Source organism: Paenibacillus sp. KS-LC4, from assembly GCF_036894955.1.
GTDB lineage: Bacteria > Bacillota > Bacilli > Paenibacillales > Paenibacillaceae > Pristimantibacillus.
Window position 1 is genome coordinate 1,436,473 of the sequence record NZ_CP145905.1, and the last position, 26,637, is coordinate 1,463,109.

A 26,637-nucleotide genomic window follows, 5' to 3' on the forward strand; every position below is an offset into this window, starting at 1 on the left:
AGGGAACCTTATGGACGCATCGCGCGCCAAGCAAATTTATGATTCATCACAAACCATTGCCGTACAGCTCGATGGTAAATCCGTTTGGATTGAGCATGTGGATATAGCTAATAATATGGCGACTGTACAGATCGGCTCTAACCCATTAAATACGGAGACCGTTTCATTGGAACGGCTAAGGGAAGGGTAGCCGCGCTCGCAAGCTGTGTGCTTTTTAGCTTGGCACGAAGAGCAGGGTATTTCGGAGAGGCTGATGGCCTGCAAAGGATACCCTGCTTCTTTTCGTATGCCTTTACCCGCCAAACGATTCGCGAAAGGCCTCGCTCAGCTTTGCTTGATCCGTCTCCCAAAGCTCGGCGATTTCAGCGGAGACGTTCTCATCCCACCAATCGGCGAGCAGCTTGCGATTGCTTTTATGCTCGTGAATCCACAGCAGATGGACAGCCACCTTTTTAAAATATAAATTTTCGGCCTGCTCTAGCTTTTCTTTGGACACCCACAGCTTCAAACGTTTGGCCGTACGGTACAGCTCATTGCTGCAAGCACGCCTTATTTTGCGAGCGGTAGGCAGGCTTGAATCATGCTTCTGGGCAGTAGGCTTCATGGCACACCGGCTCCTCTCTTTCCTCTATATGTATGCATCCGCCTGCTTGATCGTCACCTGCACGCTTTCGACTGGATGAGCCTTCCTTCCGTGTGGTAGAATAACAAACGAAGCAGTAGTTTAGAGAGGATGTGAGAGACAAGCGTGATGGAGTGGATTTCAGAGGTTTTGCATACACTGCTCTTATGGATTGAAAGCCTTGGCTACTTTGGCATTTTGATCGGCTTGCTGATGGAGGTCATTCCAAGTGAGATCGTACTCGGTTTTGGCGGCTATTTGGTGTATAAGGGGGAAATTTCTTACGCAGGCGCCGTCTTTTTTGGAACGCTTGGCGCGGTAGGGCAAAACTGGATCTTGTATGCATTCGGAAGATACGGGGGACGTCCCCTGGTGGAGAAATACGGAAAGTATATTAAGATTAAGAAGAAGCATGTCGATCTTGCCGAACGGTGGTTCAAAAAATATGGCTCCGGCATTGTGTTTACAGCCCGTTTCGTTCCCGTTATGCGTCAGGTTATCTCGATTCCGGCAGGCATGGCGAAAATGAATTTTTGGCTATTTACGATACTTACCGCAGCAGCATCTCTGCCATGGGCGCTATTGTTCGTCTATTTAGGCTTCTCGCTTGGTGAAAATTGGGAAAATATTCATGAGCAATCGAAGGACTATGTGCTTCCGGCTATTATTCTTGCTGTATTGCTGATCATTATTTATTCGCTTTATAAAATTAGAAAATCACGTAAAAAATCGGTGTAATGAAGCTTTCCTGTGTGAATGGCGATTGCGTGAATGACGATACATATAACAAAAGAAAGAGGGTAAATGAATATGAGCAAAAGCGTAGCAGAAAAATTGAACAAAGGCATCAGCCCACAGCAATTCATCGACGGCATGGAGAAAAATAAAGAGGCTTTTCAAGACTGGTATAATCAGTTTGCTTGGACGGATGAAAGCGATCGTGAATATTTCGAATCGCTGAACAACCGTGACGATTTGCGCGTCTTGATTTTGATGGCTGAATGGTGCGGCGATGTCATTCGCAATATTCCAGTTGTATTCCGTGCGCTTGAAAATAGCGGCGTTCCAACAGAGGTGCTCATTATGGAGGAGCATCTTGATACGATGGAGCAGTTTTTGACGATGGGCGGCCGTGCGGTGCCGATTGTAATTATTGCAGATACAGGCGGCCATGTGCTTGGTCAATGGGGGCCGCGTCCTAAGCATGTTCAGGAGGCGATGACAGCGTTCAAGCTGGAAAATCCAGACCGCGAAGCAGCCGATTATCAAGAGAAGCTTGGACTTGTCCGTCAGGAAATGGGCCGCCGTTATGGCGAAGGCACAGGCTATCAGACGGTTATTGTGAAGGAACTGCGCGACCTGCTGGAGTCGTTCTAAATAGAGAATAGGAGCATTGATGATGAGTGAAATGCGAGTTGAGTCATTTGCGCTGGGGCCTCTCCAGACGAATTGCTACCTGCTAACGGTAAAGGATGAGGAAACAGGCAAGGAACGGGGCATTATTATTGACCCGGGCATGAATCCGAAAGGCCTGCTTAAGCGGATTGCGGATACGCAAATTGAGGCGATTTTGCTCACCCATGCCCATTTCGATCATATGGGCGGCGTGGACGAGGTTCGCAAAGCGGCAGGCTGCCCGGTTTATATCCACGATCTGGAGGCCGACTGGCTGACGGATGCAGGGAAAAATGGTTCTATGCGCTGGCAGGAGGTAACGCCGCCGCTGACAACCGATCCAGCAGAATACGCGCTGGATGAAGGGATGACGCTTACGCTGCTGGGCGAGAAATTTCACGTCATGCATACGCCAGGACATTCACCGGGCAGCGTGAGCTTTTTGCGCGGCAGCGATCTTTTTTCCGGCGACGTGCTGTTTAGGCTCTCCGTTGGACGTACAGACCTGCCTGGCAGTCGCGAGCGGGATTTGTACGATTCCATTCAGGGCAAGCTTTACAGGCTGCCTGATGAGGTCAAAGTATATCCGGGACATGGCCCGAGGACAACGATTGGGTTCGAGAAGGCGAATAATCCGTTTACGCGCTAATCGCTTAAGCAAGAACGGCGAGAATGGGCATTTAACCGTCAGCCAGCGTGGCATTTGCCGCCTTTCGGCTGGCGGTTTTTGTGCTGTCTGAGGATGGTACGCAGGCTCGAGCCGCAAATAAGGAACAACGATTTTGAACACGTGCCCAACATAATGGTAAAATAGGGAGAAGCCCGCCTGCGGCAAATAAGCAGGCTATGATAATGCAAAAAGGACGGTGCGTAACGCTTGGCAAATACGACGACGAATATTACGAGTGAAGCGCTCGATGGACCAACTGGCAAGGTGGAACGAACGGCGGAGCAAATCGCTGCGGAAAACGAACGGATTATTAAAGGAGTAGCGGCGCAGCTTTCTATCCCGATTACGAAAGTTAAAGCGGCAGTCGCCTTGCTCGATGAAGGCAATACAATACCGTTCATCTCCAGATATCGCAAGGAAATGACGGGCGAGCTGGATGAGACTGAGCTTAGAGCAATTGAGGAAAAACTGCAATATTTGCGGAATTTGGAAGAGCGCAAGCGCGAGGTTATTCGGCTTATCGACGAGCAGGGCAAGCTGACCGAGGAATTGAGCCTTGCGATTAACGCCGCAGTTAAGCTTCAGGAAATTGAAGATTTATACCGGCCATATCGCCAGAAGCGCAAGACGCGGGCGAGCGTGGCAAAGGAGCGGGGCCTAGAGCCGCTTGCGGATTGGCTTTGGTCGCAGCCGCGCCAAGGCGAGCCTCTCGCCGAGGCTGCCAAATATATAGATGAGGCCAAGGGCGTTCCCGGCGCTCAGGAAGCGCTGCAAGGGGCTATGGATATTTTGGCTGAAAATATAGCAGATGATGCTTCAATTCGCTCCTGGGTGCGAAAGCATACGTTTGAGCACTCGCTTATCCGTACAGAAGCGCGTGATGCGAAAGCGGAATCCGTATATGAAATGTACTACAGCTATAATGAGCCGCTGCGAAAGCTGCCTCCGCATCGCGTGCTGGCGATAAATCGCGGCGAGCGCGAGGATGTACTGAAGGTGGCGTTTGAGTTGCCCGCTGAGCGGATTCATGAGCATATTGGCCGTAAAATTTTACGGAATCATACGGCAGAGGCAGTAAGAAGGGTGCTTGCTTCTGTCATTGAGGATTCGTATAAGCGATTGTTAGCGCCTTCTATTGAGCGCGAGGTCCGCAGTGAGCTGACGGATAAAGCGGAGGAGCATGCGATTTCGATTTTTTCGGAAAATCTGCGCAATCTGCTGCTGCAGCCGCCCGTTCGCGGCAATGTCGTGCTTGGTGTCGACCCTGCGTTCCGCACAGGCTGCAAGCTGGCGGTCATTGACGATACAGGCAAGCTGCTGGAGGTAGCCGTATCCTATCCGACTGCCCCGCATCATAAAGTAGTGGAAGCTGAACGTTTAATAAATGGCCTGATTGATAAATATAAAGTCGAGCTGATTGTCATTGGCAATGGGACGGCTTCACGGGAAACGGAGCAGTTTATTGCGAACCTGATTAAAGCTCGCCAAGCCGCGCCTGGTCTTGAGCTGAAATATATTATTGTCAGCGAGGCAGGGGCGAGCGTGTATTCGGCTTCCAAGCTTGCAGCCGAGGAATTCCCTTCTCTTGACGTTGCTGAGCGCAGCGCCGTGTCCATTGCTCGCAGGCTGCAGGACCCGCTGGCTGAGCTTGTCAAGATTGAGCCAAAGGCAATCGGCGTCGGTCAATACCAGCATGACGTCAGCCAGAAGCGCCTAGATGAAAGCTTGGGCGCTGTCGTAGAGTCGGCGGTAAACCATGTAGGCGTAGACGTTAATACGGCCTCGGCGTCGCTGCTTTCCTATGTTGCGGGTATTAATGCGACGACGGCACGCAACATTGTCAAATATCGTGAGGAAAATGGCCGTTTCGTGAAGCGCGCGCAGCTGCAAAAGGTACCGCGGCTAGGCGCGAAAGCTTACGAGCAGTGTATCGGCTTCCTGCGAATTCCTGAAGCGGCAAATCCGCTGGATGCTACGCCAATTCATACCGAGTCGTATGCGGTCGTGGATAAGCTTTTTTACCATTTAGGGGTAAAGCTGAACCAGCTCGGCACAGAAGAGCTTAAACAGAAGCTGACGGAGCTTGATGTGGCTTCTGTCGCTTCTGAGCTAGGCGTCGGCGTTCCAACGCTGCGCGATATTGTTGACAGCCTCCTGCGCCCTGGACGTGATCCGCGTGAGGAGCTTCCCGCTCCTATTTTTCATACCGAGGTGCTGAATCTGGAGGATTTGACCGCGGGCATGGAGCTGCAGGGCACGGTCCGCAACGTCATTGATTTTGGGGCATTTATCGACATTGGGCTTAAAAATGACGGGCTCGTCCATATTTCCCAATTGAGCGATAAATTTGTGAAGCACCCGATGGATGTCGTATCTGTAGGGGACACTGTTACCGTCTGGGTACTGACTGTAGATGTGAAAAAAGGGCGCGTTGGCCTTACGATGCGCAAGCCAGATTAATAAAAGCCTAAAGACGGACTTGCCGATTGCCGGCAAGTCCGTCATACTTAATGGGGAATATCAGGAGTTGCCATGTAAAGCAACAGAGAGGATGAGTATCTATGCAAGCCGAGAAATGCAGCACTTTTCCCCATCATAAATGGTTTGGCATAGCGCTCCAGGCGCTCGTCGTACTTGCTCATAAGGATCAGCCCTGCACAAGCGCTGCAATTGCAAAACGGCTTCAGGTCGAGCCGACTATGCTGCGCCGAGTCATGGCTGAGCTTGCCCGTGAAGGGCTGCTGGAAACGAAGGAAGGCAAGGACGGAGGCTACAAGCTAAGTCGCTCTGCAAGCGCAATTACGCTGGCAGATGTGTATTTGGCGCTTCAACTAGGGGAGCCATTATGCAAAGGCTTGGAGCAGACGACAGGAGAGCATGAATTTGGGCAGGAAATGCGTCAAGCCTTTGGCGAAATTTCTGAGGGAGTGAAAAATAGTGCGCTCGCTATGCTGGGTCAGGGGACAATTGAACAGCTGACGAGACGGGTATGCGATCTTAAAAAGGGAATAGATAACCAACTATAAAATAGTTAGAAATATACGATTGACAAGTGAGTGGATGGAGTACTATACTATTGCTTGTGAAGCAGATGTTTTTTTGAAATTAACTGTGTTACATTTTACACAGTAAGAATTGCACTTATATAAACGATACTTTGGAGGGAATTATCATGACTGTAGAAACACAACAAAGCCAAGCTTTTTATCAAGTATTAAGCGATCGCCGTTCAGTGCGCCATTATGACAATACCGCAAAAATGACGGAAGCGGAAATTACAGAAATTTTGGAAATTGCCGCAAAAGCGCCGTCCTCGTCAAACATGCAGCCTTGGCGTTTTCTGGTCGTAACAGATGAGGCTATTAAGCAGCAATTGCTGCCGATCTCGAACAACCAGCAGCAGGTTGTGGACGCAGCAGCTGTTATCGTCGTTTTAGGCGATCAGGAAATGTATAAGAATGCGGAGACGATTTACGGCTCCATGGCAGAAGCTGGACTTATGACTAAGGAAATGAGCGAATCATTCGCTGCAAACTCACAGAAGCTTTACACGTCCATTCCGAAAGAGCGTCTGCATGAAGTGACTGTATTTGATGCAGGCCTCGTATCAATGCAAATTATGCAAGTGGCTAAAGCAAAAGGCTACGATACCGTACCTATGGGCGGCTACGATCGCGATAAAGTAAGAGCGCTGCTGAACATTCCAGAGCGTTATGCTTTGAACATTTTGCTGCCAATCGGCAAAGCTTCCCAAGCCGGCCATCCGAGCACGCGTCTGCCGATCAACGATATTACGTTTTTCAACAAAATCTAATTTATCGCAGCAAACGAAGAAGCCTCTGGCATCCACTTCCATGAGTGGGAGCCAGAGGCTTCATTGCTGTACGAAGACGCTCAATGGCGAATCGTAAGTTCGTTGTTGTTATCCGTATCCTTGGTGCTTTGCTTGCTGCGATAAAAATACCAGCATTCATTAAGCAGCTTAATTTGCCTGCGATCTTTCTTATGAAACGCACGCATCATTTGATTGCACAGCCACTGCGGCATTGCGGATCGCCCTCCTCCCGGTTATTCCTGATGTATTACTACCATATGGGGAAGGGCGAATGCCCGTGCAGGTCCTATTTAGCCGATTTCATCCTCGTACCACTGCTCAAGCTGAGCCTGAAGCGCACGAATTTCCGTGAGCAGGGCAATAAGCGGGTAAGCAGACTCTTTAACAGCCGCAAATTCGCGTTCCAGCTCGTTGATGTAGTCTAAGCCCGAAGCAATACGAATCGAGCTGTCATGCAGCTCTACGCGGTCACATTCAGCAATCGCATATGGAAGCGCAGGCACCTGCTCAGCAGTAAGCTTATCCAGCTCCTTGTGCAGGCGCAGGTTAAGGGCGCTTAATTGATAGGCATGTGTATCAGGCATCTCTACAAAGAAGACCTGATCATTGTGTTTCATGAGTACAAAACGCATCGTTGGCATAAGATGATTGGATTCTCCCCTCAAAACATTCGCTGCATCATGCAGCCGTTTAAGCTGCCGTGCCACAAAAGTGCATCACTACTTGACAGTGTAGCGTATGGGCCGTAAAAATGCCAGAAAAACGAAGCGGATTCCGCCACACTTTTACCGGCCTCTTTACGGCTGTTATTTTATTTGGCAAACTAGAATGCAAGAGAACGAATGAACAAGGGAGAATGAAGATTTATGGTGCAGACGATGAAAGACGAGGAGCTCCAGCAATGGGTGGAGCGGGTGTCCCTCGAAAGCTTTGGACGACCATTTAAGCATATGGCTACATTCAACGGCCGGTTGAAGGCGACAGGCGGGCGATATTTTATGAAGTCGCATCATATTGAAATTAGTCCTTATCAGCTTTCGACGTTCGGAGTGGAGGAAACGGAAAAAATAATTAAGCATGAGCTGTGCCATTATCATCTGCATTTATTGAAACGAGGCTATCGTCACCGAGATGAGGATTTCAAGCGACTGCTTGCTCAGGTGGGGGGATCGAGGTACTGCCAATCGCTGCCGGAGCGCCGTGTTGAGCCGTTTCGGTACAAGCTGGTATGCAAGGATTGCGGGATGGAATACCCGCGAAAAAGGCGGATAAATCCCGCTAAATATGCGTGCGGAAAATGTCGCGGAAAATTATTTTTAAAAACGCTTGACTTAAATTCAGATACATGATAAATTATTACTTGTCGCCGCGGTTCACAGGCAACACTGAGAAAAACAAAGTATTCCCTGATAGCTCAGTTGGTAGAGCACTCGACTGTTAATCGAGTTGTCACAGGTTCGAGTCCTGTTCGGGGAGCCACATATGGGGAGGTACCCAAGAGGCCGAAGGGGGCGCTTTGCTAAAGCGTTAGGGTGTAACAGCCGCAAGGGTTCGAATCCCTTCCTCTCCGCCATATTTTTTCTCAAAAGTGATTGTAACGGAAGGCCGTTCAACATGCCGGTCTTTTTTTTACGCCTAATATCACTGTGTGCGACAATTAAGGCCCGTTGGTCAAGTGGTTAAGACACCTCCCTTTCACGGAGGTAACAGGGGTTCGAGTCCCCTACGGGTCACCATTTATGCTTTCTAAGTATGAGTCATTAGCTCAGCTGGTAGAGCACCTGACTTTTAATCAGGGTGTCGTAGGTTCGAATCCTACATGACTCACCATTTTTCCTTGTAAGACTTCCCTAAATGTGCGGTAGTGGTGGAACGGCAGACACGCTATCTTGAGGGGGTAGTGTCCAATGGACGTGCAGGTTCAAATCCTGTCTACCGCACCATAACTTAAAACTTCCAGAAGCCTTGATGTTTAAGGCTTCTTTTTGTTTTGTAAAAAAATATGGCTTTTTTATATTTACTTGTTAAAATGAAATGGCAGATGAAGGAGGGATTATTTTGAAACAACGAACTTTTATTAGGCTGCTTGTTTGGTTTTTACTTGCTATTTTTTATTTTAAATTGTTGATTAAAGCTTCATTGGAAGTAAATCCTTACCCCTCACTGATTGTCCTTTATATTTTTTCAGGTTTGATGTTTGAATTTGCAATGTGGGCGACGAGTTCAAGAAGAATTCATAAGGCAGTGGAATTATGGGAAGAGACCTCCAGACTTGAAGTTGTTCATGTTCATGGGTTATCTGCTCCTAAATATACAAGGGTGGATTTGATTTTGCTTGACCAGCTTACATTTTGGAATCCGTATGGCCTCCGAATGGATCTGGAAATCAAGCAAATTGTTTATACCTCAGCGATTACAGAACAAGAATTTAAGCTGGAGAATAGAAATGGAGCCGCTCAAGAGCATTCTGAAAAAGGGTATCTCTGCATCAATTACCTCGATGAACAGGGAGATTTTAAGACGATTATCGTTATTGTCCATCTTAAGGAAGTTGCTGATTTGATTGCTTCGCAGATCAGGATGCATACGGTTGAACAAGAGGAAATGGGAAACGACTAAAGACGGGTTAAAGCAGCTTCGTTTCCTTGAGGAATGCTGCTGTTTTTTTATTGAAAATATCGCGCAAAAACAAATTAATTTTTTCTATGGTTGTTATTCTATTGAGATGGTTACCTACATAAGTGAAGGTACAAGACGTTGAAATGAGCTGTACCTACCCTTTCTTGATGGAGTGATGGCAATGAAAAAGGTATTATATATTCCGCTCGACGACCGTCCAGCGAATTTGGACGATATTATTTTGCAAGGCAAAGCTGCTGGTATTCAAGTGATCGTACCGCCTTCAGGAGATGTTCGCAATCGTCTCGATTCCGAAATGACGATAGACGGGACGTTGGTTACCGGCACTTCTGAGCCGACGTTCGGCAAGCCTGAGCAGATTCGACGCTTTATTTTGCACAATGCCTCTAAGGTGGACGGGTTCATTCTATCGTTGGATATGCTCGTGTATGGCGGGCTTATTGGAAGCAGGCGTTTGCGTGCTACTGCCGAGGGCACTTATCCAGAGTATGATCATCAGATGACGGGGCTGCTCGATGTCATTCGCGAGGTAAAGCAGGCTTATCCTTATAAGCCGATCTATGTCCTCGACACGATTATGAGGCTGGCATCCACCGTCTTTGTAGAAGGGCTGGCGATGCCGGCTTACACGGAGACGCGTGCGCTCATGCAGAAGCCGCGCAAGCAGGAGAGCGAGCTGCTGGCCATTTTGAATGGCTATGATATTCAGCCGGATGGCACAAGCTTCCCTGATACCGTCTATGTGGATAAGGAGCAATATTATAATGCGAAGCGCCACAAATTGACGACGACGTATTACATGCTGGATCAGCTTGCACGGCAAGGGTATATTGATTTTCTTGCTATTGGGGTTGATGATGCTTATATTGACGGGATTCAGGCGAATGAAATCGCTTTTGTGGAAAATAGGATCAATGCGTGGCTGGGCGGCACGGATGGCCAAAATCCGGAGCGGGCTATTATTTTGCCAGATGCTGATGGTTTAGGTCATTGCTTGCTGGCGCGCATGGCGAAGAAGCTCTATTGTGTGAACGGCAAGCCGCGCTATGCGATTCGCTATTTTGGCCCGGATGGCCGGGCCATTGTGAATCCCTATGAATATATGGATGTGCACCAAAACCTGCTGCGTCATATTGATATCGTAGGTGGGGAGGCGGTGGACAGCGGGGAAGGCGTCGAAAGCGTCGAAAGCGATATGGAAATTATCGCGATTACGGCAGTTGAGCAAGCGGATCATGCGGTGAGCCGTTTAGCGGAAAATGCAGCGAATTTGCTGCCGACGATTGTTATTGATTTTACGGGCGGAGGGGCGTCAGATGCGGCCGTCACGACAGCGCTGCTTGGCAGCAAACATACAGGCAGCCTGCTTGGCTATAGCGGCTGGAATACAGCCGGTAATAAAATCGGGATGGCATTAGGCATGGCGCAGTCGCGTTATGCTTGCCTGACGATGGAGACGCGCGCTGCTGCTCTCGACGAGGCGATGAATGCGAAGGGCTCGCTGCTGTTCAAGCGTTTTCTGAAGGACTATTATTACAAGGTGCTCACGATTGCCGAGGTGCGAACAGAATCGCGAGGCCGCTCGCCATATACGAATGTGACCGCTGACCAAAACATGCGGCTGTTTAATTCCGCTAGCGATTACGAGCTATTGACAGCGCTTTTGCAGGGGAGGATGCAGGCAAACACGGCGATGCTTGCGGAGCAGCAGGCTTTCGGAATGGGCTCGGCCGCTCCTGCTTGTGCCATCCGTCAAATTCGAGATGGAAGATGGTCGCTTGCGCCATACAGCAGCGTTGTACTTAAGCTGAATAATCCAGAATTCATCTGGGAGCGTGCTTTTGAAATTACTTTAGAGCCCCATGTGTTTTTGCAAAGAGTACATGATGGTTGCTGATCCCTGTTTATTTGGCCTAAAAATGTGAAAGCAGCCTGTTCTCCGAAGAGAGCAGGCTGTTGTTGCGTATGCTGGCCGTTACTGAGGAGCAGTTAGTGTTCAGCAGTCCCATTCTCCGGCTCTACAGAAGTCGGAGCGGGATGCGCGGCAATATATTCAACAATATTATAGGTCAGAACCGCAGCATCGGCGCGGGAAATCTCCTCTTTCGGATGAAGCTTACCCTCTGCATCAAGCTCCGCAATTTTCAGCACAAGCGCCCGTTGAACGGCCCCTTGATACTGTACGTCCAGAGCGGCTTCATCGGCGAATTCGAGCGGCTTAATGTTGATGAGCGGCAGGTGGTTTGTAACCTCAGCAGCTTTCATCAAATATTGGATAAACTCCTCTTTAGTCCAAGGCTTGGCGGGGTCAAGATCGGCTCGCAGCTCAAGTCCATTATTCGCCGCAATGATTAAAGCATCTGCATACCAGGCGTCATTGTTAGCTTTAGCGAAGTAGTCGGTCGCTAGCGGTGCTTTGAAAAATCGGATGTTATCAATGTTCAAATTCAGTGCATTCACAATCAATTGAATGCCTTGGGCTGCTGTAATGGAAGCATCTGGTTTAAACGCGTCAGCACTCACGCCTTTCACAACTCCCCTCTCCTGAAGTGAAGCAATTTTATCTTTAACAGAAGGCTGATTAACATCACTGAAAGATGTGGAAGCCGCGAAGCTTATACCGCCAAAAGACATCGCTAACAGAGCAGTAGCGGATAACATGATAAATTTATGTTTGATTCTCATTGTACATCACCTCAATGTGAAATTTTGCTTGCTGCTTACATCGTATTTGACGAGACAAATAATAAAAGGTTGCAAAAAAACTTTTTTGCGGTTTGAATATATCCCGTTAGTATGTTTGAATGGAAGCAAAGTATGAGGGGGGCTCCGCGCAAACGCGAGCCTTCGAAGAAGGGTGAGCATGATGGATATATTACTCGTGGATGATGAGCCGTTGGCTTTGGAAAATGTATATGAAATGGTGCCATGGGAGCAGCATGGCTTTCGGGTTGTAGCGAAGACGACAAGCAGCATGAAAGCGCTTGAGCTATTTTTGAAGCACCGCCCGAAAATAGTCATTACCGATATTTCGATGCCCCATATGGATGGGCTGACATTGGGACGGAAAATACAGGAGGCTGAGCCGGGTACTCGGCTGCTTTTTTTGACAGCGTATCGTGATTTTGATTATGTGCGTCAGGCGCTGGAGATGAAAGCAGCCAATTATGTGCTAAAGCATGAAATAAGCCGGAACCGTCTGCTCGGCGAGCTGCTGCGCATTAAAGAGGAGCTGCAATCAGAGCGCGCGCGGCTAAGCCGCTCAAAGCGCAGCATCATTTCGGATGTTGTGCTGGGCAAAGAGCAAGTAAGCGATATCGAGGCAATGGAGGCTCTGCATCCTTATCTGGAGGAGCTGGGAGGTTCGCTTGCCATGCTGTATATGAAAACTCCCCCTGTATACACGTTAGGAGGAGAGACGCTGTCTGAACCGCCGCCGCTTGATGAGGATCAGCTAAAAGCGATAGAAAATGCCCATGCAGAGCAGCGCATGGAGCTGCAGTGGCTGTCTGCCTTTACGGTTGATGGGGAAGGGGTAATATTTCTCCTCAAGCTGCCTCTCCATCAAAGCTATTTATATTGCTGGAATGAGGTACAGGCTTTTTCGCGTTGGCTGCAAAATCAGCTTCAAGCGTTTAAACAGGAGGCTGCAAGGCCGAATCTGTATGTGGTGCTGCAAACCGAGCGAAATGCCCTGCACAGCAGCTTCCGCAGGCTCAGCCAAATGGCAATGAGCGGTGTTTTTCAAATGCCGGGCGCTGTTGTAGCGGCTCAAGGACAATCGAATGACCATCTTCCATCAGCTCAGCAGCGTACAGAAGGGGCAGCATTCGGACTGCTGCAATCGGCGCTAAGACCCGTGCTTCAGGCGCTTGCGGAAGGAGAGGCGGAGGAGGCTGCACGCCAACTCGACAAGCTTTGGAACGAGCAGCTTGACAAAAATCAAGATGAGAAGGCGCTTCGTCATGTTTTGCGGGAGCTTGGGCGTGAGCTGAGCGAGCGGTACCAGGTGGAGACGGGCTATGCTTTAGGACGCAGCAGCGTACAGGTTAAAGCCGAGTTGCTGAAGCTCATTTTAGTCTCTGTAGCTGCAAGGCAGGCTTACTCCCGTTGGGTGCTAAAGGCTATGGAGTATGTACGCAAGCATTACAGCAATTCTGAGCTGTCGCTGGAGCTGCTTTCTCAGCATTTGCAAATTAGCAGCGCTCATTTACGGGCTGTGTTCAAGAAGGAGACGGGACAGACTCTTTCCGATTACATGACTGAATACCGGGTGGAGAAGGCGAAGGAGCTGCTACAGCAGGGGCAATATAAAATTTACGAGGTGTCGGAGATGGTCGGCTACAAATCAAGCCAATACTTTTCCCAAGTGTTCAAAAAAGCGACGTCCAAGCATCCAAAAGATTACATGTAGGGGAACGGTGATCCGCAGGTGAAGCGCAGAATTAAATATAAAATTTTAGGCAGCGTTATCATAATTGTTACTTTATCCTTAACGGCGTGCGGGCTGCTGGCATTCGGATATTTTTATTCGCTGCTGGAGCGGCAGACCGTCCGAGACGGTGAAATACATTTGCAGCAGACGGAGGTGCGGATGAATCAGCTTATTGACGACATTCGTAAATATTCCGCGAATATGACGAATGATGAGATTATTCAGCGTTTTATTGCCAAGACGAGCTATGATTCCATATACAGTGAGCTTTCTGCCTATTCAGATGTTGTACAGCAGCTCCGAAAGTTTAATGTGTTAAGAGATTATTTGGATTCCTCTGCCATCGTCCGCTCGGATGGCAAAGTATTTATGTCCTCTCTTTCCTTCGATTCCTATTACCAGGAAGAGCTGAATAAGCCGTGGTTCCAGGATGCGATCAAGCAGCCCGTCAAAAGTGGGTTTACCGCGCCCCATAATTCCTTGGATTCTGATAATAAGCAGGTCATCAGCTTTTTTATCCGGGTAAATGAATCGGCAGGCGGGGGTATTTTGCTGCTCAATATTAAACAGGAGGCTTTTACGAGCATTTTGGATTTATTGGAGCTGAGCTTTGACCGCTATGCCTGGGTGAGCGGGGGAACGAGCTTTTTGCAAAATCATGGCTTTGGCGATGAGGAGCAAGCCATTATTTTTGAACAATCGAGCCAGGCGCTTCCCGAGAAGGTGGAGCAGAAGGGCTTTTATTTGAGCAAAAGCCTGCCAGCTGCGGATTGGTCCATTATCACCTTTATTTCGCGTGACCGTTTTTATGATTCGATTCAGACGGCTAGCATTTATTTTTTTGTGTTCATTGCGATATGTATCGTCCTATGCTTCCTGATGTTTACGCCGATTATATCGAGCATGACACGTCCGATCTCGTCGATGTCGCGGGCAATGAAGCAGGTATCGCTTGGCAATTACAACGTTCAGCTTGATTTCAACAGCGGCGATGAGCTGATGGTTTTGAAAAATGGCTTTGAATCGATGACGCACAGCATTAAACGGCAAATGGAGGAGCAGCGGGAACAGGAAAAATGGAAGCGCCGCATGTCCGCCGAGCTGCTTTTTGCCCAGATTAATCCCCATTTTATATACAATACGCTTAATACAGTCGTTTATTTGTCGCGCAAGCGTCGCTTTGAAGCAATCGAAAGCATGGTCGAGGCTTTTATTGGCATTATGCAGGATGCCGTCCATGTTGGCGGGCAAGACTTGTTTACGACACTTGCAAAAGAAAAGGGCTTAATCGAGCATTATGCCACCATTCAGCAATATCGTTATGCGGAGCGCTTCAAGCTGGAGTGGGATGTGCCAGAAGAGCTGCTTGAGGTTTGGATTCCACGGAGCCTGCTGCAGCCTTTGGTGGAAAATTCCATCTTTCATGGATTGTCGGAAATGGAGAGCGGCGGGTTGATTCGGATTAGAGCAAGGCGGGTGGAGGAAACGCTGCTGCTTGCCGTAACGGATAATGGCATCGGGATGGATGCGGCGATTTTAGATAGGCTGCTGCAAGGTCAGGATGCGGAGCTTGTACAAGCAGCAAGCGGCAGGGGGACAAAAAACATCGGTATCCGCAACATTGATCAGCGCATTCGTTATTTATGCGGAGAGGCCTATGGGCTGGAAATGGGGCATCCGAAAGGTTCGGGAACGGAGCTGCTGCTTCGTCTTCCTTTCACGAGCGAGCAGCCGGCACTTTAGCCAAAGCTAAGCGTTGCATCATCGGATTTTATACAAAACCATCGCTTTGTTGCGTTGTGCGTCGATTGTACGCCCTTTACACTGAAGAAGTGCTAGGGCAGTGAGGCGAAATTCATCGCGAGCCCTATAGCAAGCAATGAGAGTAGCAGATTACGAAATGACAAATGGGGGAGTACAATCATGCAAAGCAAAATGAGAACAAAACCTTGGGCAATGATGCTGTCGCTCGTTATCGTGTTGGCCTTGCTGGCAGGCTGCGGCTCAAACAGCAGCGGCTCGGATAAGGGGGCGCAAGAAGGCGGGGCAGCGGATTCCGGCACCATTACGATGTGGGGCTGGAGCAAAGAGTTTCAAGCACCGACAGTTGAAGCCTTCAGCAAAAAATATCCAAACATTAAAATCAATTTCGTAGAGGTTTCGGCCAAGGACTATTTGAAAAAGATTCAAACGTCCGTTGCAGCCGGCGGCGATCTGCCTGATATTATTTGGGGCGAGGCAGGCTTCCGCGGCGCATTGTTCGCTTTGGACATTCTCGATGATTTGGGCGGAGCGCCGTACAATTTCGATAAATCATTGCTGCTTGATGCGGTAGTGCCACATCTGCAAAACGACAAAGGACAGCTCGTATCGCTGGAGTGGTCGGTGTCACCGGGAGCGATGGCTTACAAGCGCGATCTGGCGAAGCAATATTTTGGCACCGATGATCCGGATGAGCTGGCAGCGATGCTCCCGGACTGGAATTCATTCATTGCCAAAGGCAAAGAGCTTAAAGAGAAAAGCGGCGGTAAAACAGCGATGCTTGCTGGCATGATGGATGCTTACACGATTGTGTATCCGCAATATCCCGAGCAGTTTATTACGGGCGATGAAGTGGATACGAAAGGCGTAACGGCGGTTTTCTCCACGCTTGAAAACATTCGCAATGCCGATATTACAGCCAAGCTGGATATGTGGTCGCCTACATGGAATGCATCGTATGCACAGGATAATGTATTGTTCTACCCGGCTGCAAACTGGACGCCTAAATTCGTTATCGAGCCAAATGACAAAAGCAGCGATGGCAGATGGGGACTGATGGTTCCCCCAGGCGGCGCTTACAGCTACGGCGGAACATCGCTTGGCATTTGGAAAGGCTCGAAAAATAAAGAAATTTCATGGAAGTTCTTGGAATGGTTTGCGGCGAGCAAAGAGGGCGGCGAGCTTAACATGAAGATTGATGAATCCTTAGTGCCGCTCAAGTCGTTGTTTGAAGATAAGGCCTTGTTCTCTTCTGGAGCCAACTCCTATTATGGCGGGCAGGATCTGGGACTGTTCTGGACGGAGAAAGTGCTGCCGGCTATGAAGACGAAGCCCTACACAAGATTCGACCAAGATATTTATAATGCTTCTTCCTTGGCGATGCAGACGTTTACGAAGGACCCTTCCTATACCGCAGCGCTGGCACTTGATAACTGGAAGCAGGAGCTGCAGAAAAATCATCCGGAAATCAAGTTTAAATAGGTTCATCGTTTAAGCAGCAGTATGAACATGGATAACCGGCGAACAGACACGCCGGTTATCGTTCTTTTAGGCAGCAGAGAGAGGAAGTGGGAGAGAATGAAAGCATTAACGAAACATAAATGGCCGTATCTGTTTGTGGCGCCGTATTTTTTAAGCTATGCCGTATTCGGCTTGTTCCCGCTATTGTTTACGCTGTATATCAGCTTTACGAACTGGGATTTGTTCGGCAACCATGATTTTGTCGGATTGGACAACTATAAGCAATTATTTTTGCATGACACTTACTTTTGGAAATCACTCGGTAATGTGCTTATTTATTTAGTGGCGTATTTGCCGGCGCTTATTATTGTGGGCATGCTGTGTGCAAGCCTGATTGAGAGCAAATTCATCCGCCGCAAAGCTTTTTTTCGCTTGGGCATTTTCACGCCATACATGACGACTCCGGTCGCGATAGGCATTATTTTTGCCATGGTATTTGATTGGCAGGGCGGAATGCTGAACAATTTCCTCGTCCAAATCGGCCTCATCAGTGAAAAAATCAATTGGATGGGTGAACCGGATACAGCGAGATGGATTATTATTTTGATGCTTTTTTGGAAAAACCTCGGTTATTTCATTATGTTCTACTGTGCGGGCATGGCGAGTGTGGAGCCTTCCGTATATGAGGCGGCTGTTGTAGACGGCGCTTCGCCAAAGGATGTGTTTTTAAACATTACGGTTCCGCTGCTTAAACCAATCAATCTCTTTTTGATTATAACTTCGATTATCGGGGGCTTGCAGCTTGTTGAGGAGCCGATGCTGATGTTCAGCGGTTGGGCTTCGGGCTCGTCGCTCGTAGGTGGACCGGAAGGCTCGGCGTTTACGCCAATCTGGTACATGTTCGATGCTGCGTTCAACGGCTCGTCCTTTAAATATGGCAAGGGAGCAGCGATTGCGTATTCGACCTTCCTGTTTATCGCCTTGTTCTCACTAGCCGGCATCAAATGGCTGAATCGGAAGGAGAGCTAGCATGAGAGTATCCAAATGGTCCGTCATCATCCTATTATCTGTGACTACAATCCTGTTCCTGCTTCCGTTCTACATCATGGTCGTCATGGGGACGTACTTCTCTGAGGATCTGTTTAAGCAGCTGCCGCTGCTGCCCGGTAAATATTTGCTCGAAAATTTAAAAACCGTGCTGTCCGGTGATTTTCTGCTTAATTACTGGAACAGCTTCTATGTTGCCGTCCTTTTTACTGCTATTTCGGTAGTCATGTCGTCGATTACGGGTTATGCCTTCGGCAAATTCAGATTTCCAGGAAAAAAAGTGCTGTACCTCGTCATTCTATGCACAATGATGGTTCCTGGCCAGCTCGGTCTCATTGCGTTCGTTATGGAGATGAAGTTTTTCCATCTGAACAATACGCATATTCCGCTGCTCATTGCGGCGCTAAACAATGCGTTCGGCGTATTCTTCATGACGCAGTTCAGCGAATCCAGCGTACCGACCGAGGTCATCGAAAGCGCACGTATTGACGGCTGTGGCGAGCTGACGATATTTTTCAGAATTGTAACACCGTTTTTGATGCCTGCACTCAGCACACTGGGGCTGCTTGCTTTTCTCGGCTCATGGAACAACTATTTGCTGCCACTCGTTACGCTGAACGAGCCATCGTTGTATACGCTGCCGCTGGGCATCGCGAATTTATCTACGGTGTTTCGAACCGATTATTCGGCTAGCATATTGGGGCTGACGCTTGGTACGCTGCCGCTCATTATTATTTTTATGTTTGGTTCAAAGACGCTGGTTAAAGGCTTGACCGGCGGAGCAGTAAAAGGGTAAAAGGGTAGCTTGAAGCGGCAGCCAGCATAATCTGACTGCCGCTTACGCGTGTCTAAAGGGTGAGAGGAGATGGAGGCTTTGTTGAAGGATCGGAAAAAATACGAAGGCGGGCAGTTTCTGCTAGGCGTTTGCTATTACCCGGAGCATTGGGACCGCGTCATGTGGCAGAAGGATTTTCGCCGGATGGTGGAAATGGGCTTTAATGTTGTACGTATGGGCGAAACTGCTTGGAATGTGATGGAGCCGGAAGAAGGAAACTACCAGTTTGCTATGTTCGACGAGGCGATTGAGCTCGCGGCAGCCGAAGGGCTTAAGGTTATTCTCGGCACGCCAACGTATGCGCCCCCGGCATGGCTGACGACAAAATATCCCGAGGTGCTGCGCGTAGATTTTCGCGGTGTGCGGATGGAGCATGGCTCAAGAAGGCACTACAACTACACGGCGCCGATCTATTTGCGACTCTGTGCTGGCATTGTTACGATGATGGCGGAGCGTTACAAAGGGCATGCTGCCGTCATTGGCTGGCAAATTGACAATGAGCTGAATTGCCATTCAGATGTCAGCTTTGCTGAGAGCGATCATACGGCTTTTCGTCAGTGGTGCAGGGAGAAATACAAGGATAGCTTGGATGAGCTGAACGCTGCTTGGGGAACGGCCTTTTGGGCTCAGACCTACAATGCGTGGGAGCAAATTTATTTGCCAAGGCCAACGGTGACCTACCATAGCCCAAGCCATCTGCTCGATTTTTATTTATTTACGTCGGACTCGACGATTCGATTTGCCGAGCTGCAATATGACATTTTAAAGCGCCTGCTGCCTGAGAAGCAATTCATTACCCATAATGGATTGTTCGGCAATATTGATAATTATGAGCTGACGGCTCGCTCCGTTGATTTTATGTCCTATGATTCATATCCGGCGTTCCAGCTCATGCGCACAGATTTGCAATATCCGCATAAGGATCGGCTTAGCGGCAAGCAGCTTAGCAGGGTGCGGGGGCTGTCTTCCAAGTTTACGGTATTGGAGCAGCAGGCGGGACCGGGCGGGCAGGTCGGGAATGTACTGAACAACGACCGGGGCGATTATTTGCAGGCGACGCCAAAGCCTGGGCAGATGCGGCTGTGGACGTGGCAGTCGATTGCCCATGGCGCAGACGGCGTGCTTTATTTCCGCTGGCGGACATGCCCTTATGGGGCGGAATCGCTCTGGCATGGGCTTAATTTGTACGGTGATCAGCCGCATTGGCGGCTGGAGGAAGCGAAGCGGGTGGCGAAGGAAACGCGGCTGCTGGAGGACGTTATTATCGGCACCGATGTGGTGGCGAAAGCAGCCATTATGTATGATTATGCGAACGATAGCAATGTGAAAATAGAGCGTTATATTGGCTACGATTATTGGAATAGCGAAGAGCAGGTTTATTTGGCGCTGTCGGAGCGCCATTTGGCCGCGGACATGCTTTCCAAGCAAAATTTGGCGGAGATCCAGGCGCTGAGCCAATATGATTTGCTGTTTTATGTAAATGCACAGCTGCTGACCGCAGAAGATGCCGAGAAGCTGCGTATTTATGTAGAGCAAGGCGGAACGCTCGTGCTTGGACCGAGAAGCGGCTATAAGGACCAGCATAATCAGGCATACATGGTGCCATTTCCAGGTGTGCTGCGCGAGCTTGCTGGCGTGAGCGTAAGCGATTTTACGATGCTGAATCCGGGCGAGACGAATGGATTGTCCTTCATAAATGGCGCAGGTCAGAGCGCGGCCCACGTATTTAACGAAATGCTGGAGCCTGCTGCTGAGGCTGTTAGCGAGGTGGAAATTGCCGCGACATATATGGAGGATTATTACGCAGGACAGCCAGCGGTTACAATCAGAAGGCTTGGTAAAGGCAGGGTCGTGTATTTCGGTACCTTCTTTACGCGCGAAAGCACGAGTAGGCTGCTTGATTTGCTGCAAATCGCCGATCCGCTGGAGCAATGGGCAGAAATTACTGAAGCGATTGAGGTTGTGCCGCGCAGCGGAGCGGCAGGGCATTATTATATGCTATTAAACTATTCTTCGCAGCCTGTTTCCATCCATATGAAACGCGAGCTTACGGAGCAGATTTCAGGTCAAGCGCTTGTTGGCGAAGTAGTGATTAGGCCTTATGACGTGTGGATTTTGCAAGCATAGCCGATCGGCGGCAGATTTGTTGTTGACAAGACAGGATTATTTGCTATAAGATGGGAAACAATTAATAAGCATTCAAATGAACGATATATATTAAATTGTGAATGGGATTCATTTTTATTAATCAAAGGAAAGGAAGTGCACGGCGCATGTTAACCATTTTATTATCAAACCATGATAACAAGCTTGAACAACCGTGGTGCTCTGAGCAGAGCAGAGCAGCCATCTTTTTGTGCAGGCCGATAATGCTTACAGCCCGTGCAGCAGCCTTTCTCCTATATGCTTTCGACGCCAAAATGAAGGGAAGCAGGTATACGCCTGAGCTCCTGAAGGGGCTGGCTGTTGGAGGGGAAGGGGGACTACTGCCGCTGAGCAGTGGTCCTTTTTTTATTTTCTACAGAGATACTTTTAATGGGCAATTGAAGTAATATACAAAAAATGAATCGCCCATCTATATGATTTTTATGGATATAAGGTAATAAAATCAATAAAGTGTACAATATTCAATTTTTTAAATAAAAAGGTTTGACATCTAAAAAGTCGATATGCTAGTATGAAAAGCATCAAGTCGAACATAAATTAAAGCGTTAAAGTGATAAAGTAAAATGAAGGATCGGGAAACCGGACCATCTTGGAAAATAACAACTAACGAGGATGAAAGGAAGGTGCAGGTAATGAAAAATATTGCAGAACAGCGCATGGATTGGCAGATAGAGCATGATTTACATTCATATGAGCAAGTGCAAAGTGAAGCAGTTAAACAGCAGGCGGATGAGCATCAGCATCCAGCTTTAGAAGAGCTTAATGAAAACGTACATGTTGCCTGCATCGAACCCAATAGTCGTCGTTTTTACGTATCGCAGCCAGACTTCCCCATCCTGAACAAAGGGGGAGTAGCGGCAGCCTGATCTTGAAGCCCGGAGTGGCATACATTCCGATAAATCAATATCTGTATACGTGAAGACTACTTGCACCCTAGGTGAGTGGTCCGTTTGTGCATTCTTCTCGAAACTTAGCTTCTTATGAAGCGGAGGACGGGAGAACAAGACGGAACTGCGAGGGGGGAAAGTAGTTTTTTTGTATCAAAAATAAGAACAAATGCTCTATACCACCAAACTGTTAAGCAGTATTTAATTAAGGCGCATTCGGCAAGCGGCTAAGCCACACGACTTTCACTCGTGGATGCGGCGGGTTCGAATCCCCCATGCGTCACCATGGAGATTATGGTGAAAAGGCAAACACGTCAGGTTGTGGTCCTGATAAGTACCGGTTCGAGTCCGGTTAATCTCCCCAAATAATGCCCCTTCGCCTAACGGTAGGGCAACGGTCTTTGACACCGTGCGTCTTGGTTCGATTCCAAGAGGGGCAGCCATATTCAATATAGGGGGACATGTCCAAGGCAGGCGATTCGGAGTCCAAATCCGAATGTGGCGGGTTCGATACCCGCACCCCTTGTTTTTCAAGCAGCTTTTCCATTAAGGCGCATTCGGCAAGCGGCTAAGCCACACGACTTTCACTCGTGGATGCGGTGGGTTCGAATCCCCCATGCGTCACTATCATTTTGTGCTTCTGGCGGAATTGGCAGACGCGGCGGACTTAAAATCCGCTGTCATTAAGACAACTAAGGGTTCGAGTCCCTTGAAGCACATTACTCCAACTAAAGAAGGGAAGAAGCCTAATTGCTTTACAGGTGACGATGATGAAAATAAGAAAACATCTTCAATTGATTCACGACATGGAGTTTCACAATGTATCGGAAAGACGCCTCAATTTAGAGCAGGTGCATGATCGCATTGTCCGTTTTATGTCGCTTGATCCACATGCAAATTACAATTTCATGATCGGTACCGACTGCCAGGTGCATGCAGGACATACGACGATGATTACTGGCGTTGTTATCCAGCGTGAGGGCAAAGGGGCGTGGGCCTGCTATCGGCAGGTCGTCATACCCCGCGAACTGAAATCCATTAAGGAGAAGCTGTCGCTGGAGACGTCATACAGCGAGGAGGTCGCGCTATTTTTCGGTGGCGAACGCAGGGTGCAAATGGAGAATATCGTGCTCCCTTTTGTATACAAGGGCGCGTCCTTCGAGGCGTACATTGACGTCGATGCTGGAACCGATCCGGCTGTCAGCAAGACGGCTGCTTATGTGGCGGAAATGGTATTGCGTGTGGAAGCTATGGGGATGAAGGCTCGTCTGAAACCGGAAGCAATTGTCGCTTCTTCTTATGCGAATCGGCATTCCAAGAAGCCTTACCGCTTCGCGGCAAGTGATGTCGAATAAACATCCAAACATAGCTCCGATTAAATAAACGGCAAAAGGGGTAATCTATGGCAAGCGCGTGGCTGGGAAGCCTAGCAAAAAGATGAACCCTTAAAGGAGAGATACCGATGCCGAATACAACAAAAAAATTGGAGCAGGAAATTATTGATGTGCTGCAAGCGAACCATGTATGCTCGTTTGCTACCGTAAATGGCGATAAGCCAATGGTGCGTTATATGGCGCTCTTCCATGATGGGCTTAACTTATATTTGGCCACGAATCGCGATACGAGCAAGGTCGATGAGCTGCGGGCTAACCCGAATGTTCATATTCTCGTCGGATACGATGGCAAGCCATCTTCGGATATTGTGCAAATTCAGGCACGTGCGGAATTGTGCGCGGATAACAAGCTGCGTGAGAGGCTGTGGAATGACAACTTCAAGCAGTGGTTTGAAGGACCTCATGATCCGGAATACATCATTATAGAAGCGTTTCCGGAGTATATTGAATATTCCAGCGACGGTGGCGAGACTAAGGTGTGGCTTCCATAGCCATCGAGCAGTATTTGCGTTTAACGATAGCTTTCCATAAAAATAAACCATAAAACGACAAGAGCCCGCAGCTTTCACGTTCATGTGAAGGCGCAGGGCTCTTTTGCTGCTAATTGCAGCCATGTAACGGTAATAGATTGAAGCTCGGCTCTAGCTTACGCCTTCACAAGCTCCGCTTGCTGGTGCTGCTCCGCATTCTCAGCAACGCCAGTGACTGCTGCCTCAGGCTGCTCTGCTTGAAGCTCTGCATATTGCTCCATAAAGAAGCTGGTCAGCTCGGTACATTTTTTGGATAGAGTGGAGACGGATACGCTGTACTTCTCGGCAAGCTCGGCTTTAGAGCTTGGAATGCTCTGAATTTCGCAGATCAAATATTCCAAAGCCGCGCAGTAGACGCCGGGTTTTCGGAACGATGGAGTATTAGCATCCGTATATTCCTTCCACATAAACAGGGCAAGGCTAATTTGGGCAGGCGTGTAGCCTTCCTTCATTTGCTGGGCCAGTTCACGGGCCAGCTCACCATAGGATGGGGCTTCCCACACAAGCTCCTGCTCCAGCAGGCGTTCAATGTCCGCGTAAGACTGTAGTCCACCGGAAGCTTGGGTTGCTGCCAAACGGCGCTCCTCCTCACGATCCAGCTCGATACAGCATTTTTTATATTTACGGCCGCTGCCGCAATGGCATACATCATTTCGTCCTGGCTTTAACATGTTAAGTCTCCTTAGGCAAAAAAGTTAATCGCACATAAGGAGCTGCAAAGCAGATTTCCTTTATGCACCCTTACCATGGTAGCGGTTTTGACGCATTGAGGCAAGGGGGCGGCCGCAATTTCCTTATCTTATTCGCGCTTAGCGTGCGCCAATATTCGTACCAGATGGCGTGCCGGAGCCGATTAAATCGCTGCCAGCCGCCAGCTTGAGGAAATTGCCGAGATTCGGCGAGCCGTCTGCATTGCGGATAACGGAAGGCGTCAGGCTCACGAAGTCAGCCGAGCTTGCAAGCAAGCCTTTGCCGTTTACGCTGGCCTTGTTTTTCCACCAAACATTAGTATTTGATACGTCGGTGCCGCTTGTTTTGTCACTGGAGCCGCCGCTTAGACTCAGGTTATTGGTGAATAGATGGGTGCCTAAATCAAAAGCGAAGTTGCTCTGTCCATTGCTCCACGAGGTATTATTTTTCATGGAAATGGAGCCTGGGTTGCTGTTATAAGTGAAGCCATGCTTTTTGTTTTGGAAAGCGATGTTGTTCTCGACAATATGATTTACAGCAATTTTTTCGCCGCCCAGCTTGAAGCCATTGCCATCGCTATCGCTTGTCGTTGTACCGTCGGATGTTTGACCATTTTGATAGGCGATACTATTGCGAATCGTTACAATTCCTATCGCTCCCGTTTCGGTTTTTGAATACAGGTCCCAGCCGTCATCCACGTTATATGCCGCAATACAACCGTCGAAAACATTGCCTGGGCCAACCGTCAGCTTCGCCGCAAAGCCGTCGGCATCCTCCCCATTATCTGGATCGTAGTTGTCGTGGGAATAAGAATTAATAATTTCATTGTAAGCAGGCCACTCACTGTAACCGGCAGTGGAAATGTAACGTCCGAGCTGCAAGCCAGTGTCGCGGTTATGATGCGTTTCAACATTTTCAATCCGATTGTAATTTCCGCCGATGAAGATGCCGTTATCTCCAGCACCCTTCACTTCAAGACCTTTCACAAACCAGTAATGGCCGTTAATTTGCAGACCGCGGTTCGTGGAGGCAAACGCTTGTGCGGAGAAATCCAGCACAGGCTTCTCGCTGCCATAGGCGACAAGTCCTTTGCGTGCACTAACCGAGCTTCCGCTGTTCGTCCGTTCAATCGTTACCGTTTCAGAAAAAGCATAGGTGCCGCCGCGCAAATAGATTGTTTTGCCCGGTTGAATTTTTGTCAGTGCTGCTGCAAGTGTAAGCGGGCTGCCGATCGTGCCGCTGTTGCTGGCAGAACCATTGGCCGCTACGAATAGATCGCCCGCAGCAGGGGTAGGTGTAGCAGATGGTGCTGGTGTAGCTGTAGGCGCCGGAGTTGCAGTCGCTGTCGGTGCCGGAGTAGCTGTTGCCGAAGTCGTTGGCGTTGGAGTCGACACCGAATCCGACACGATTACATTGTCATATTTAGCGGCTGTCTTAAAGCTTACGAGACCAACTGCGCCTGAAGTGAGACTGGAGTCCGTAGCCGTCAGCACCTGCGTGCCGTTCAAATGCATAGTGATTGAAGAGCCAGCCATCGTGAGTTTAACATTATACCAAGTACCGGCAGTAATGGGGTAATCAACGGTTGCCAGCGTGGTTGTGGAACCGCTTACTTTTTTGCGTATTTCAAGCTTGCCGCTGCCGCTGTTATAGAGCGACGCTGCATAAAAATTATTGCCGTCCTGATAGCGTCCGGCTACATAAGTCCGGTTCGTTCCATTGAAATTATCAATTTTCACCTTGGCTTCAACGCTATAATTCGTCCAAGCCTGATTGCCTGCGGAGGTGCGACCCTCTGAGGAGCTGTTCTGGGCATATACATTCGAGCCGCTATCCTGTACGACTGACCAGGTGCCGCTTGTGGCGGTCCAGCCCGAGGCGCTGCCACTTTCAAAATCGGCGCTGTAGAGCGTCGCCGCCTGAACTTTTCCGAGCATAGATGTAAAAGGAAGGGCTAGACAAAAGCAGAGCAGGAAGGCGAGCGGTTTGATCCCCTTTTTCTTAAATAACATGGTGGACATTACTTGTGTTTCCTCCTTTGTAATCGCTTAAATTGTATTTTATTCCAGTTGACCTCCTTGGACACATCGTAAGGAATAAAGGCGATTCCAGCAATAATCATTACCTCACATGTTCATTTACCCGCGAAAAATGGGGCTTTTATGGTAATATAACGATAGGATGCCATAAATAATGCCAAGCTAACGCTTGGATAAGAAGCGTTCATCCGAAATGCTGAGGATCGGGGATTTGGTTTCAGGAGCAGGGC

The 26,637-nt window shown here is 48.8% G+C and carries 26 protein-coding genes, 11 tRNA genes and 2 pseudogenes; 31 read left to right on the plus strand and 8 right to left on the minus strand.

The features are described from left to right. Positions 1–10: 10 nt before the first annotated feature. Positions 11–190 carry an H-type small acid-soluble spore protein gene (locus tag V5J77_RS06050; RefSeq protein WP_338554887.1) on the plus strand — a complete coding sequence of 60 codons (180 nt, stop codon included), beginning with the start codon at positions 11–13 and terminating at the stop codon, positions 188–190. Positions 191–292: 102 nt separating this feature from the next. On the opposite strand, the gene V5J77_RS06055 is transcribed toward V5J77_RS06050, so the two are convergent. Continuing rightward, the gene (locus V5J77_RS06055; protein ID WP_338554890.1) at positions 293–604 is read right to left on the minus strand and encodes a dehydrogenase; all 312 of its coding nucleotides are present in this window, start codon (positions 602–604) and stop codon (positions 293–295) included. A 147-nt stretch (positions 605–751) separates the two neighbouring features. Between V5J77_RS06055 and V5J77_RS06060 the strand changes: the two genes are divergently transcribed. From V5J77_RS06060 to V5J77_RS06085, 6 genes are all read left to right on the plus strand, one after another. Further along, positions 752–1,360 carry a DedA family protein gene (locus V5J77_RS06060; protein ID WP_338556586.1) on the plus strand — a complete coding sequence of 203 codons (609 nt, stop codon included), beginning with the start codon at positions 752–754 and terminating at the stop codon, positions 1,358–1,360. A gap of 72 nt (positions 1,361–1,432) precedes the next feature. After that, entirely contained in the window at positions 1,433–1,999 is a 567-nt protein-coding gene (locus V5J77_RS06065; protein ID WP_338554891.1) for a thioredoxin family protein, read from the plus strand. Positions 2,000–2,021: 22 nt separating this feature from the next. Continuing rightward, the gene (locus V5J77_RS06070; RefSeq protein WP_338556588.1) at positions 2,022–2,666 is read left to right on the plus strand and encodes an MBL fold metallo-hydrolase; all 645 of its coding nucleotides are present in this window, start codon (positions 2,022–2,024) and stop codon (positions 2,664–2,666) included. A 285-nt stretch (positions 2,667–2,951) separates the two neighbouring features. Then, positions 2,952–5,147, plus strand: coding sequence for a Tex family protein (locus V5J77_RS06075; RefSeq protein ID WP_338556590.1), 2,196 nt, complete (start codon positions 2,952–2,954; stop codon positions 5,145–5,147). 101 nt (positions 5,148–5,248) lie between these two features. Beyond that, a complete protein-coding gene (locus V5J77_RS06080; RefSeq protein ID WP_338554893.1) occupies positions 5,249–5,713 on the plus strand; it encodes an Rrf2 family transcriptional regulator in 465 nt (154 codons plus the stop codon). A gap of 146 nt (positions 5,714–5,859) precedes the next feature. After that, positions 5,860–6,501, plus strand: a complete 642-nt coding sequence (locus V5J77_RS06085) for a nitroreductase family protein (protein ID WP_338554894.1) — start codon at positions 5,860–5,862, stop codon at positions 6,499–6,501. An 80-nt stretch (positions 6,502–6,581) separates the two neighbouring features. Here V5J77_RS06085 and cmpA read toward each other — a convergent pair whose 3' ends face one another. Further along, the gene (cmpA, locus tag V5J77_RS06090) at positions 6,582–6,734 is read right to left on the minus strand and encodes a cortex morphogenetic protein CmpA (protein WP_099516750.1); all 153 of its coding nucleotides are present in this window, start codon (positions 6,732–6,734) and stop codon (positions 6,582–6,584) included. A 78-nt stretch (positions 6,735–6,812) separates the two neighbouring features. Beyond that, entirely contained in the window at positions 6,813–7,163 is a 351-nt protein-coding gene (locus V5J77_RS06095) for a hydrolase/acyltransferase (protein ID WP_338556592.1), read from the minus strand. 225 nt (positions 7,164–7,388) lie between these two features. On the opposite strand from V5J77_RS06095, the gene V5J77_RS06100 reads away from it, so the two are divergent. The 8 genes from V5J77_RS06100 (at position 7,389) to V5J77_RS06135 (ending at position 11,059) form a co-directional block, all read left to right on the plus strand. Then, a complete protein-coding gene (locus V5J77_RS06100) occupies positions 7,389–7,871 on the plus strand; it encodes a SprT family protein (RefSeq protein ID WP_338554896.1) in 483 nt (160 codons plus the stop codon). 54 nt (positions 7,872–7,925) lie between these two features. Beyond that, positions 7,926–8,001 (plus strand) — tRNA-Asn (locus tag V5J77_RS06105). A 5-nt stretch (positions 8,002–8,006) separates the two neighbouring features. Then, a tRNA-Ser gene (locus V5J77_RS06110) sits at positions 8,007–8,095 on the plus strand. A gap of 88 nt (positions 8,096–8,183) precedes the next feature. Further along, positions 8,184–8,258: transfer RNA gene (locus V5J77_RS06115), tRNA-Glu, on the plus strand. 18 nt (positions 8,259–8,276) lie between these two features. After that, positions 8,277–8,352: transfer RNA gene (locus V5J77_RS06120), tRNA-Lys, on the plus strand. Between the two features lie 28 nt (positions 8,353–8,380). Beyond that, positions 8,381–8,465, plus strand: a tRNA-Leu gene (locus tag V5J77_RS06125). Positions 8,466–8,580: 115 nt separating this feature from the next. Continuing rightward, complete coding sequence (locus V5J77_RS06130) at positions 8,581–9,141, plus strand: hypothetical protein (protein WP_338554897.1); 561 nt, start codon at positions 8,581–8,583, stop codon at positions 9,139–9,141. 181 nt (positions 9,142–9,322) lie between these two features. After that, the gene (locus tag V5J77_RS06135; RefSeq protein WP_338554898.1) at positions 9,323–11,059 is read left to right on the plus strand and encodes a DUF4127 family protein; all 1,737 of its coding nucleotides are present in this window, start codon (positions 9,323–9,325) and stop codon (positions 11,057–11,059) included. A gap of 92 nt (positions 11,060–11,151) precedes the next feature. Here V5J77_RS06135 and V5J77_RS06140 read toward each other — a convergent pair whose 3' ends face one another. Beyond that, a complete protein-coding gene (locus tag V5J77_RS06140; RefSeq protein ID WP_338557095.1) occupies positions 11,152–11,694 on the minus strand; it encodes an S-layer homology domain-containing protein in 543 nt (180 codons plus the stop codon). 4 nt (positions 11,695–11,698) lie between these two features. Continuing rightward, positions 11,699–11,847: pseudogene (locus tag V5J77_RS06145) on the minus strand (S-layer homology domain-containing protein); the annotation flags it as partial. Positions 11,848–12,025: 178 nt separating this feature from the next. Between V5J77_RS06145 and V5J77_RS06150 the strand changes: the two are divergent. From V5J77_RS06150 to V5J77_RS06225, 16 genes are all read left to right on the plus strand, one after another. Then, positions 12,026–13,576, plus strand: a complete 1,551-nt coding sequence (locus V5J77_RS06150; RefSeq protein WP_338554899.1) for a response regulator — start codon at positions 12,026–12,028, stop codon at positions 13,574–13,576. A gap of 18 nt (positions 13,577–13,594) precedes the next feature. Beyond that, entirely contained in the window at positions 13,595–15,340 is a 1,746-nt protein-coding gene (locus V5J77_RS06155; RefSeq protein WP_338554901.1) for a histidine kinase, read from the plus strand. Positions 15,341–15,520: 180 nt separating this feature from the next. Further along, positions 15,521–16,840, plus strand: coding sequence for an ABC transporter substrate-binding protein (locus tag V5J77_RS06160; protein ID WP_338554903.1), 1,320 nt, complete (start codon positions 15,521–15,523; stop codon positions 16,838–16,840). 96 nt (positions 16,841–16,936) lie between these two features. Further along, entirely contained in the window at positions 16,937–17,848 is a 912-nt protein-coding gene (locus tag V5J77_RS06165; protein WP_338554904.1) for a sugar ABC transporter permease, read from the plus strand. 1 nt (position 17,849) lies between these two features. Then, entirely contained in the window at positions 17,850–18,662 is an 813-nt protein-coding gene (locus V5J77_RS06170; RefSeq protein WP_338554906.1) for a carbohydrate ABC transporter permease, read from the plus strand. 69 nt (positions 18,663–18,731) lie between these two features. Next, complete coding sequence (locus tag V5J77_RS06175) at positions 18,732–20,828, plus strand: beta-galactosidase (protein ID WP_338554907.1); 2,097 nt, start codon at positions 18,732–18,734, stop codon at positions 20,826–20,828. A 146-nt stretch (positions 20,829–20,974) separates the two neighbouring features. Continuing rightward, positions 20,975–21,253: a hypothetical protein gene (locus V5J77_RS06180; protein ID WP_338554908.1), complete on the plus strand. Its 279-nt coding sequence runs from the start codon at positions 20,975–20,977 to the stop codon at positions 21,251–21,253. Positions 21,254–21,499: 246 nt separating this feature from the next. After that, complete coding sequence (locus tag V5J77_RS06185) at positions 21,500–21,733, plus strand: hypothetical protein (RefSeq protein ID WP_338554909.1); 234 nt, start codon at positions 21,500–21,502, stop codon at positions 21,731–21,733. A gap of 230 nt (positions 21,734–21,963) precedes the next feature. Continuing rightward, a tRNA-Glu gene (locus V5J77_RS06190) sits at positions 21,964–22,040 on the plus strand. 2 nt (positions 22,041–22,042) lie between these two features. Beyond that, positions 22,043–22,118 (plus strand) — tRNA-His (locus V5J77_RS06195). A 5-nt stretch (positions 22,119–22,123) separates the two neighbouring features. Continuing rightward, positions 22,124–22,197, plus strand: a tRNA-Gln gene (locus tag V5J77_RS06200). Between the two features lie 10 nt (positions 22,198–22,207). After that, positions 22,208–22,280 (plus strand) — tRNA-Trp (locus V5J77_RS06205). A gap of 24 nt (positions 22,281–22,304) precedes the next feature. Then, positions 22,305–22,378, plus strand: a tRNA-Glu gene (locus tag V5J77_RS06210). 10 nt (positions 22,379–22,388) lie between these two features. Further along, positions 22,389–22,473 (plus strand) — tRNA-Leu (locus V5J77_RS06215). 48 nt (positions 22,474–22,521) lie between these two features. Then, positions 22,522–23,109 carry a ribonuclease H-like YkuK family protein gene (locus tag V5J77_RS06220; protein ID WP_338554910.1) on the plus strand — a complete coding sequence of 196 codons (588 nt, stop codon included), beginning with the start codon at positions 22,522–22,524 and terminating at the stop codon, positions 23,107–23,109. 107 nt (positions 23,110–23,216) lie between these two features. Further along, complete coding sequence (locus tag V5J77_RS06225; protein ID WP_338554911.1) at positions 23,217–23,639, plus strand: pyridoxamine 5'-phosphate oxidase family protein; 423 nt, start codon at positions 23,217–23,219, stop codon at positions 23,637–23,639. Positions 23,640–23,794: 155 nt separating this feature from the next. Here the strand turns inward: V5J77_RS06225 and V5J77_RS06230 are convergent, their stop codons facing one another. From V5J77_RS06230 to V5J77_RS06240, 3 genes and pseudogenes are all read right to left on the minus strand, one after another. Further along, on the minus strand, positions 23,795–24,349 hold the full coding sequence (locus V5J77_RS06230; RefSeq protein WP_338554912.1) for an SEC-C metal-binding domain-containing protein: 555 nt from the start codon (positions 24,347–24,349) through the stop codon (positions 23,795–23,797). Between the two features lie 138 nt (positions 24,350–24,487). Then, positions 24,488–25,774, minus strand: a complete 1,287-nt coding sequence (locus V5J77_RS06235) for a right-handed parallel beta-helix repeat-containing protein (RefSeq protein ID WP_338556595.1) — start codon at positions 25,772–25,774, stop codon at positions 24,488–24,490. A 54-nt stretch (positions 25,775–25,828) separates the two neighbouring features. Then, a pseudogene (locus tag V5J77_RS06240) lies at positions 25,829–26,389 on the minus strand (LamG-like jellyroll fold domain-containing protein); the annotation flags it as partial. Positions 26,390–26,637 lie beyond the last annotated feature (248 nt).

Excerpts from the sequence above, each read along its gene's own strand:
- V5J77_RS06050 (WP_338554887.1), top strand. The coding sequence starts at position 11 with ATGGACGCATCGCGCGCCAAGCAAATTTATGATTCATCACAAACCATT.
- V5J77_RS06055 (WP_338554890.1), bottom strand. The coding sequence starts at position 604 with ATGAAGCCTACTGCCCAGAAGCATGATTCAAGCCTGCCTACCGCTCGC.
- V5J77_RS06060 (WP_338556586.1), top strand. The coding sequence starts at position 752 with ATGGAGTGGATTTCAGAGGTTTTGCATACACTGCTCTTATGGATTGAA.
- V5J77_RS06065 (WP_338554891.1), top strand. The coding sequence starts at position 1,433 with ATGAGCAAAAGCGTAGCAGAAAAATTGAACAAAGGCATCAGCCCACAG.
- V5J77_RS06070 (WP_338556588.1), top strand. The coding sequence starts at position 2,022 with ATGAGTGAAATGCGAGTTGAGTCATTTGCGCTGGGGCCTCTCCAGACG.
- V5J77_RS06080 (WP_338554893.1), top strand. The coding sequence starts at position 5,249 with ATGCAAGCCGAGAAATGCAGCACTTTTCCCCATCATAAATGGTTTGGC.
- V5J77_RS06085 (WP_338554894.1), top strand. The coding sequence starts at position 5,860 with ATGACTGTAGAAACACAACAAAGCCAAGCTTTTTATCAAGTATTAAGC.
- cmpA (WP_099516750.1), bottom strand. The coding sequence starts at position 6,734 with ATGCCGCAGTGGCTGTGCAATCAAATGATGCGTGCGTTTCATAAGAAA.
- V5J77_RS06095 (WP_338556592.1), bottom strand. The coding sequence starts at position 7,163 with ATGCCAACGATGCGTTTTGTACTCATGAAACACAATGATCAGGTCTTC.
- V5J77_RS06100 (WP_338554896.1), top strand. The coding sequence starts at position 7,389 with ATGGTGCAGACGATGAAAGACGAGGAGCTCCAGCAATGGGTGGAGCGG.
- V5J77_RS06135 (WP_338554898.1), top strand. The coding sequence starts at position 9,323 with ATGAAAAAGGTATTATATATTCCGCTCGACGACCGTCCAGCGAATTTG.
- V5J77_RS06150 (WP_338554899.1), top strand. The coding sequence starts at position 12,026 with ATGATGGATATATTACTCGTGGATGATGAGCCGTTGGCTTTGGAAAAT.
- V5J77_RS06160 (WP_338554903.1), top strand. The coding sequence starts at position 15,521 with ATGCAAAGCAAAATGAGAACAAAACCTTGGGCAATGATGCTGTCGCTC.
- V5J77_RS06165 (WP_338554904.1), top strand. The coding sequence starts at position 16,937 with ATGAAAGCATTAACGAAACATAAATGGCCGTATCTGTTTGTGGCGCCG.
- V5J77_RS06170 (WP_338554906.1), top strand. The coding sequence starts at position 17,850 with ATGAGAGTATCCAAATGGTCCGTCATCATCCTATTATCTGTGACTACA.
- V5J77_RS06175 (WP_338554907.1), top strand. The coding sequence starts at position 18,732 with ATGGAGGCTTTGTTGAAGGATCGGAAAAAATACGAAGGCGGGCAGTTT.
- V5J77_RS06180 (WP_338554908.1), top strand. The coding sequence starts at position 20,975 with ATGTTAACCATTTTATTATCAAACCATGATAACAAGCTTGAACAACCG.
- V5J77_RS06185 (WP_338554909.1), top strand. The coding sequence starts at position 21,500 with ATGAAAAATATTGCAGAACAGCGCATGGATTGGCAGATAGAGCATGAT.
- V5J77_RS06220 (WP_338554910.1), top strand. The coding sequence starts at position 22,522 with ATGATGAAAATAAGAAAACATCTTCAATTGATTCACGACATGGAGTTT.
- V5J77_RS06225 (WP_338554911.1), top strand. The coding sequence starts at position 23,217 with ATGCCGAATACAACAAAAAAATTGGAGCAGGAAATTATTGATGTGCTG.
- V5J77_RS06230 (WP_338554912.1), bottom strand. The coding sequence starts at position 24,349 with ATGTTAAAGCCAGGACGAAATGATGTATGCCATTGCGGCAGCGGCCGT.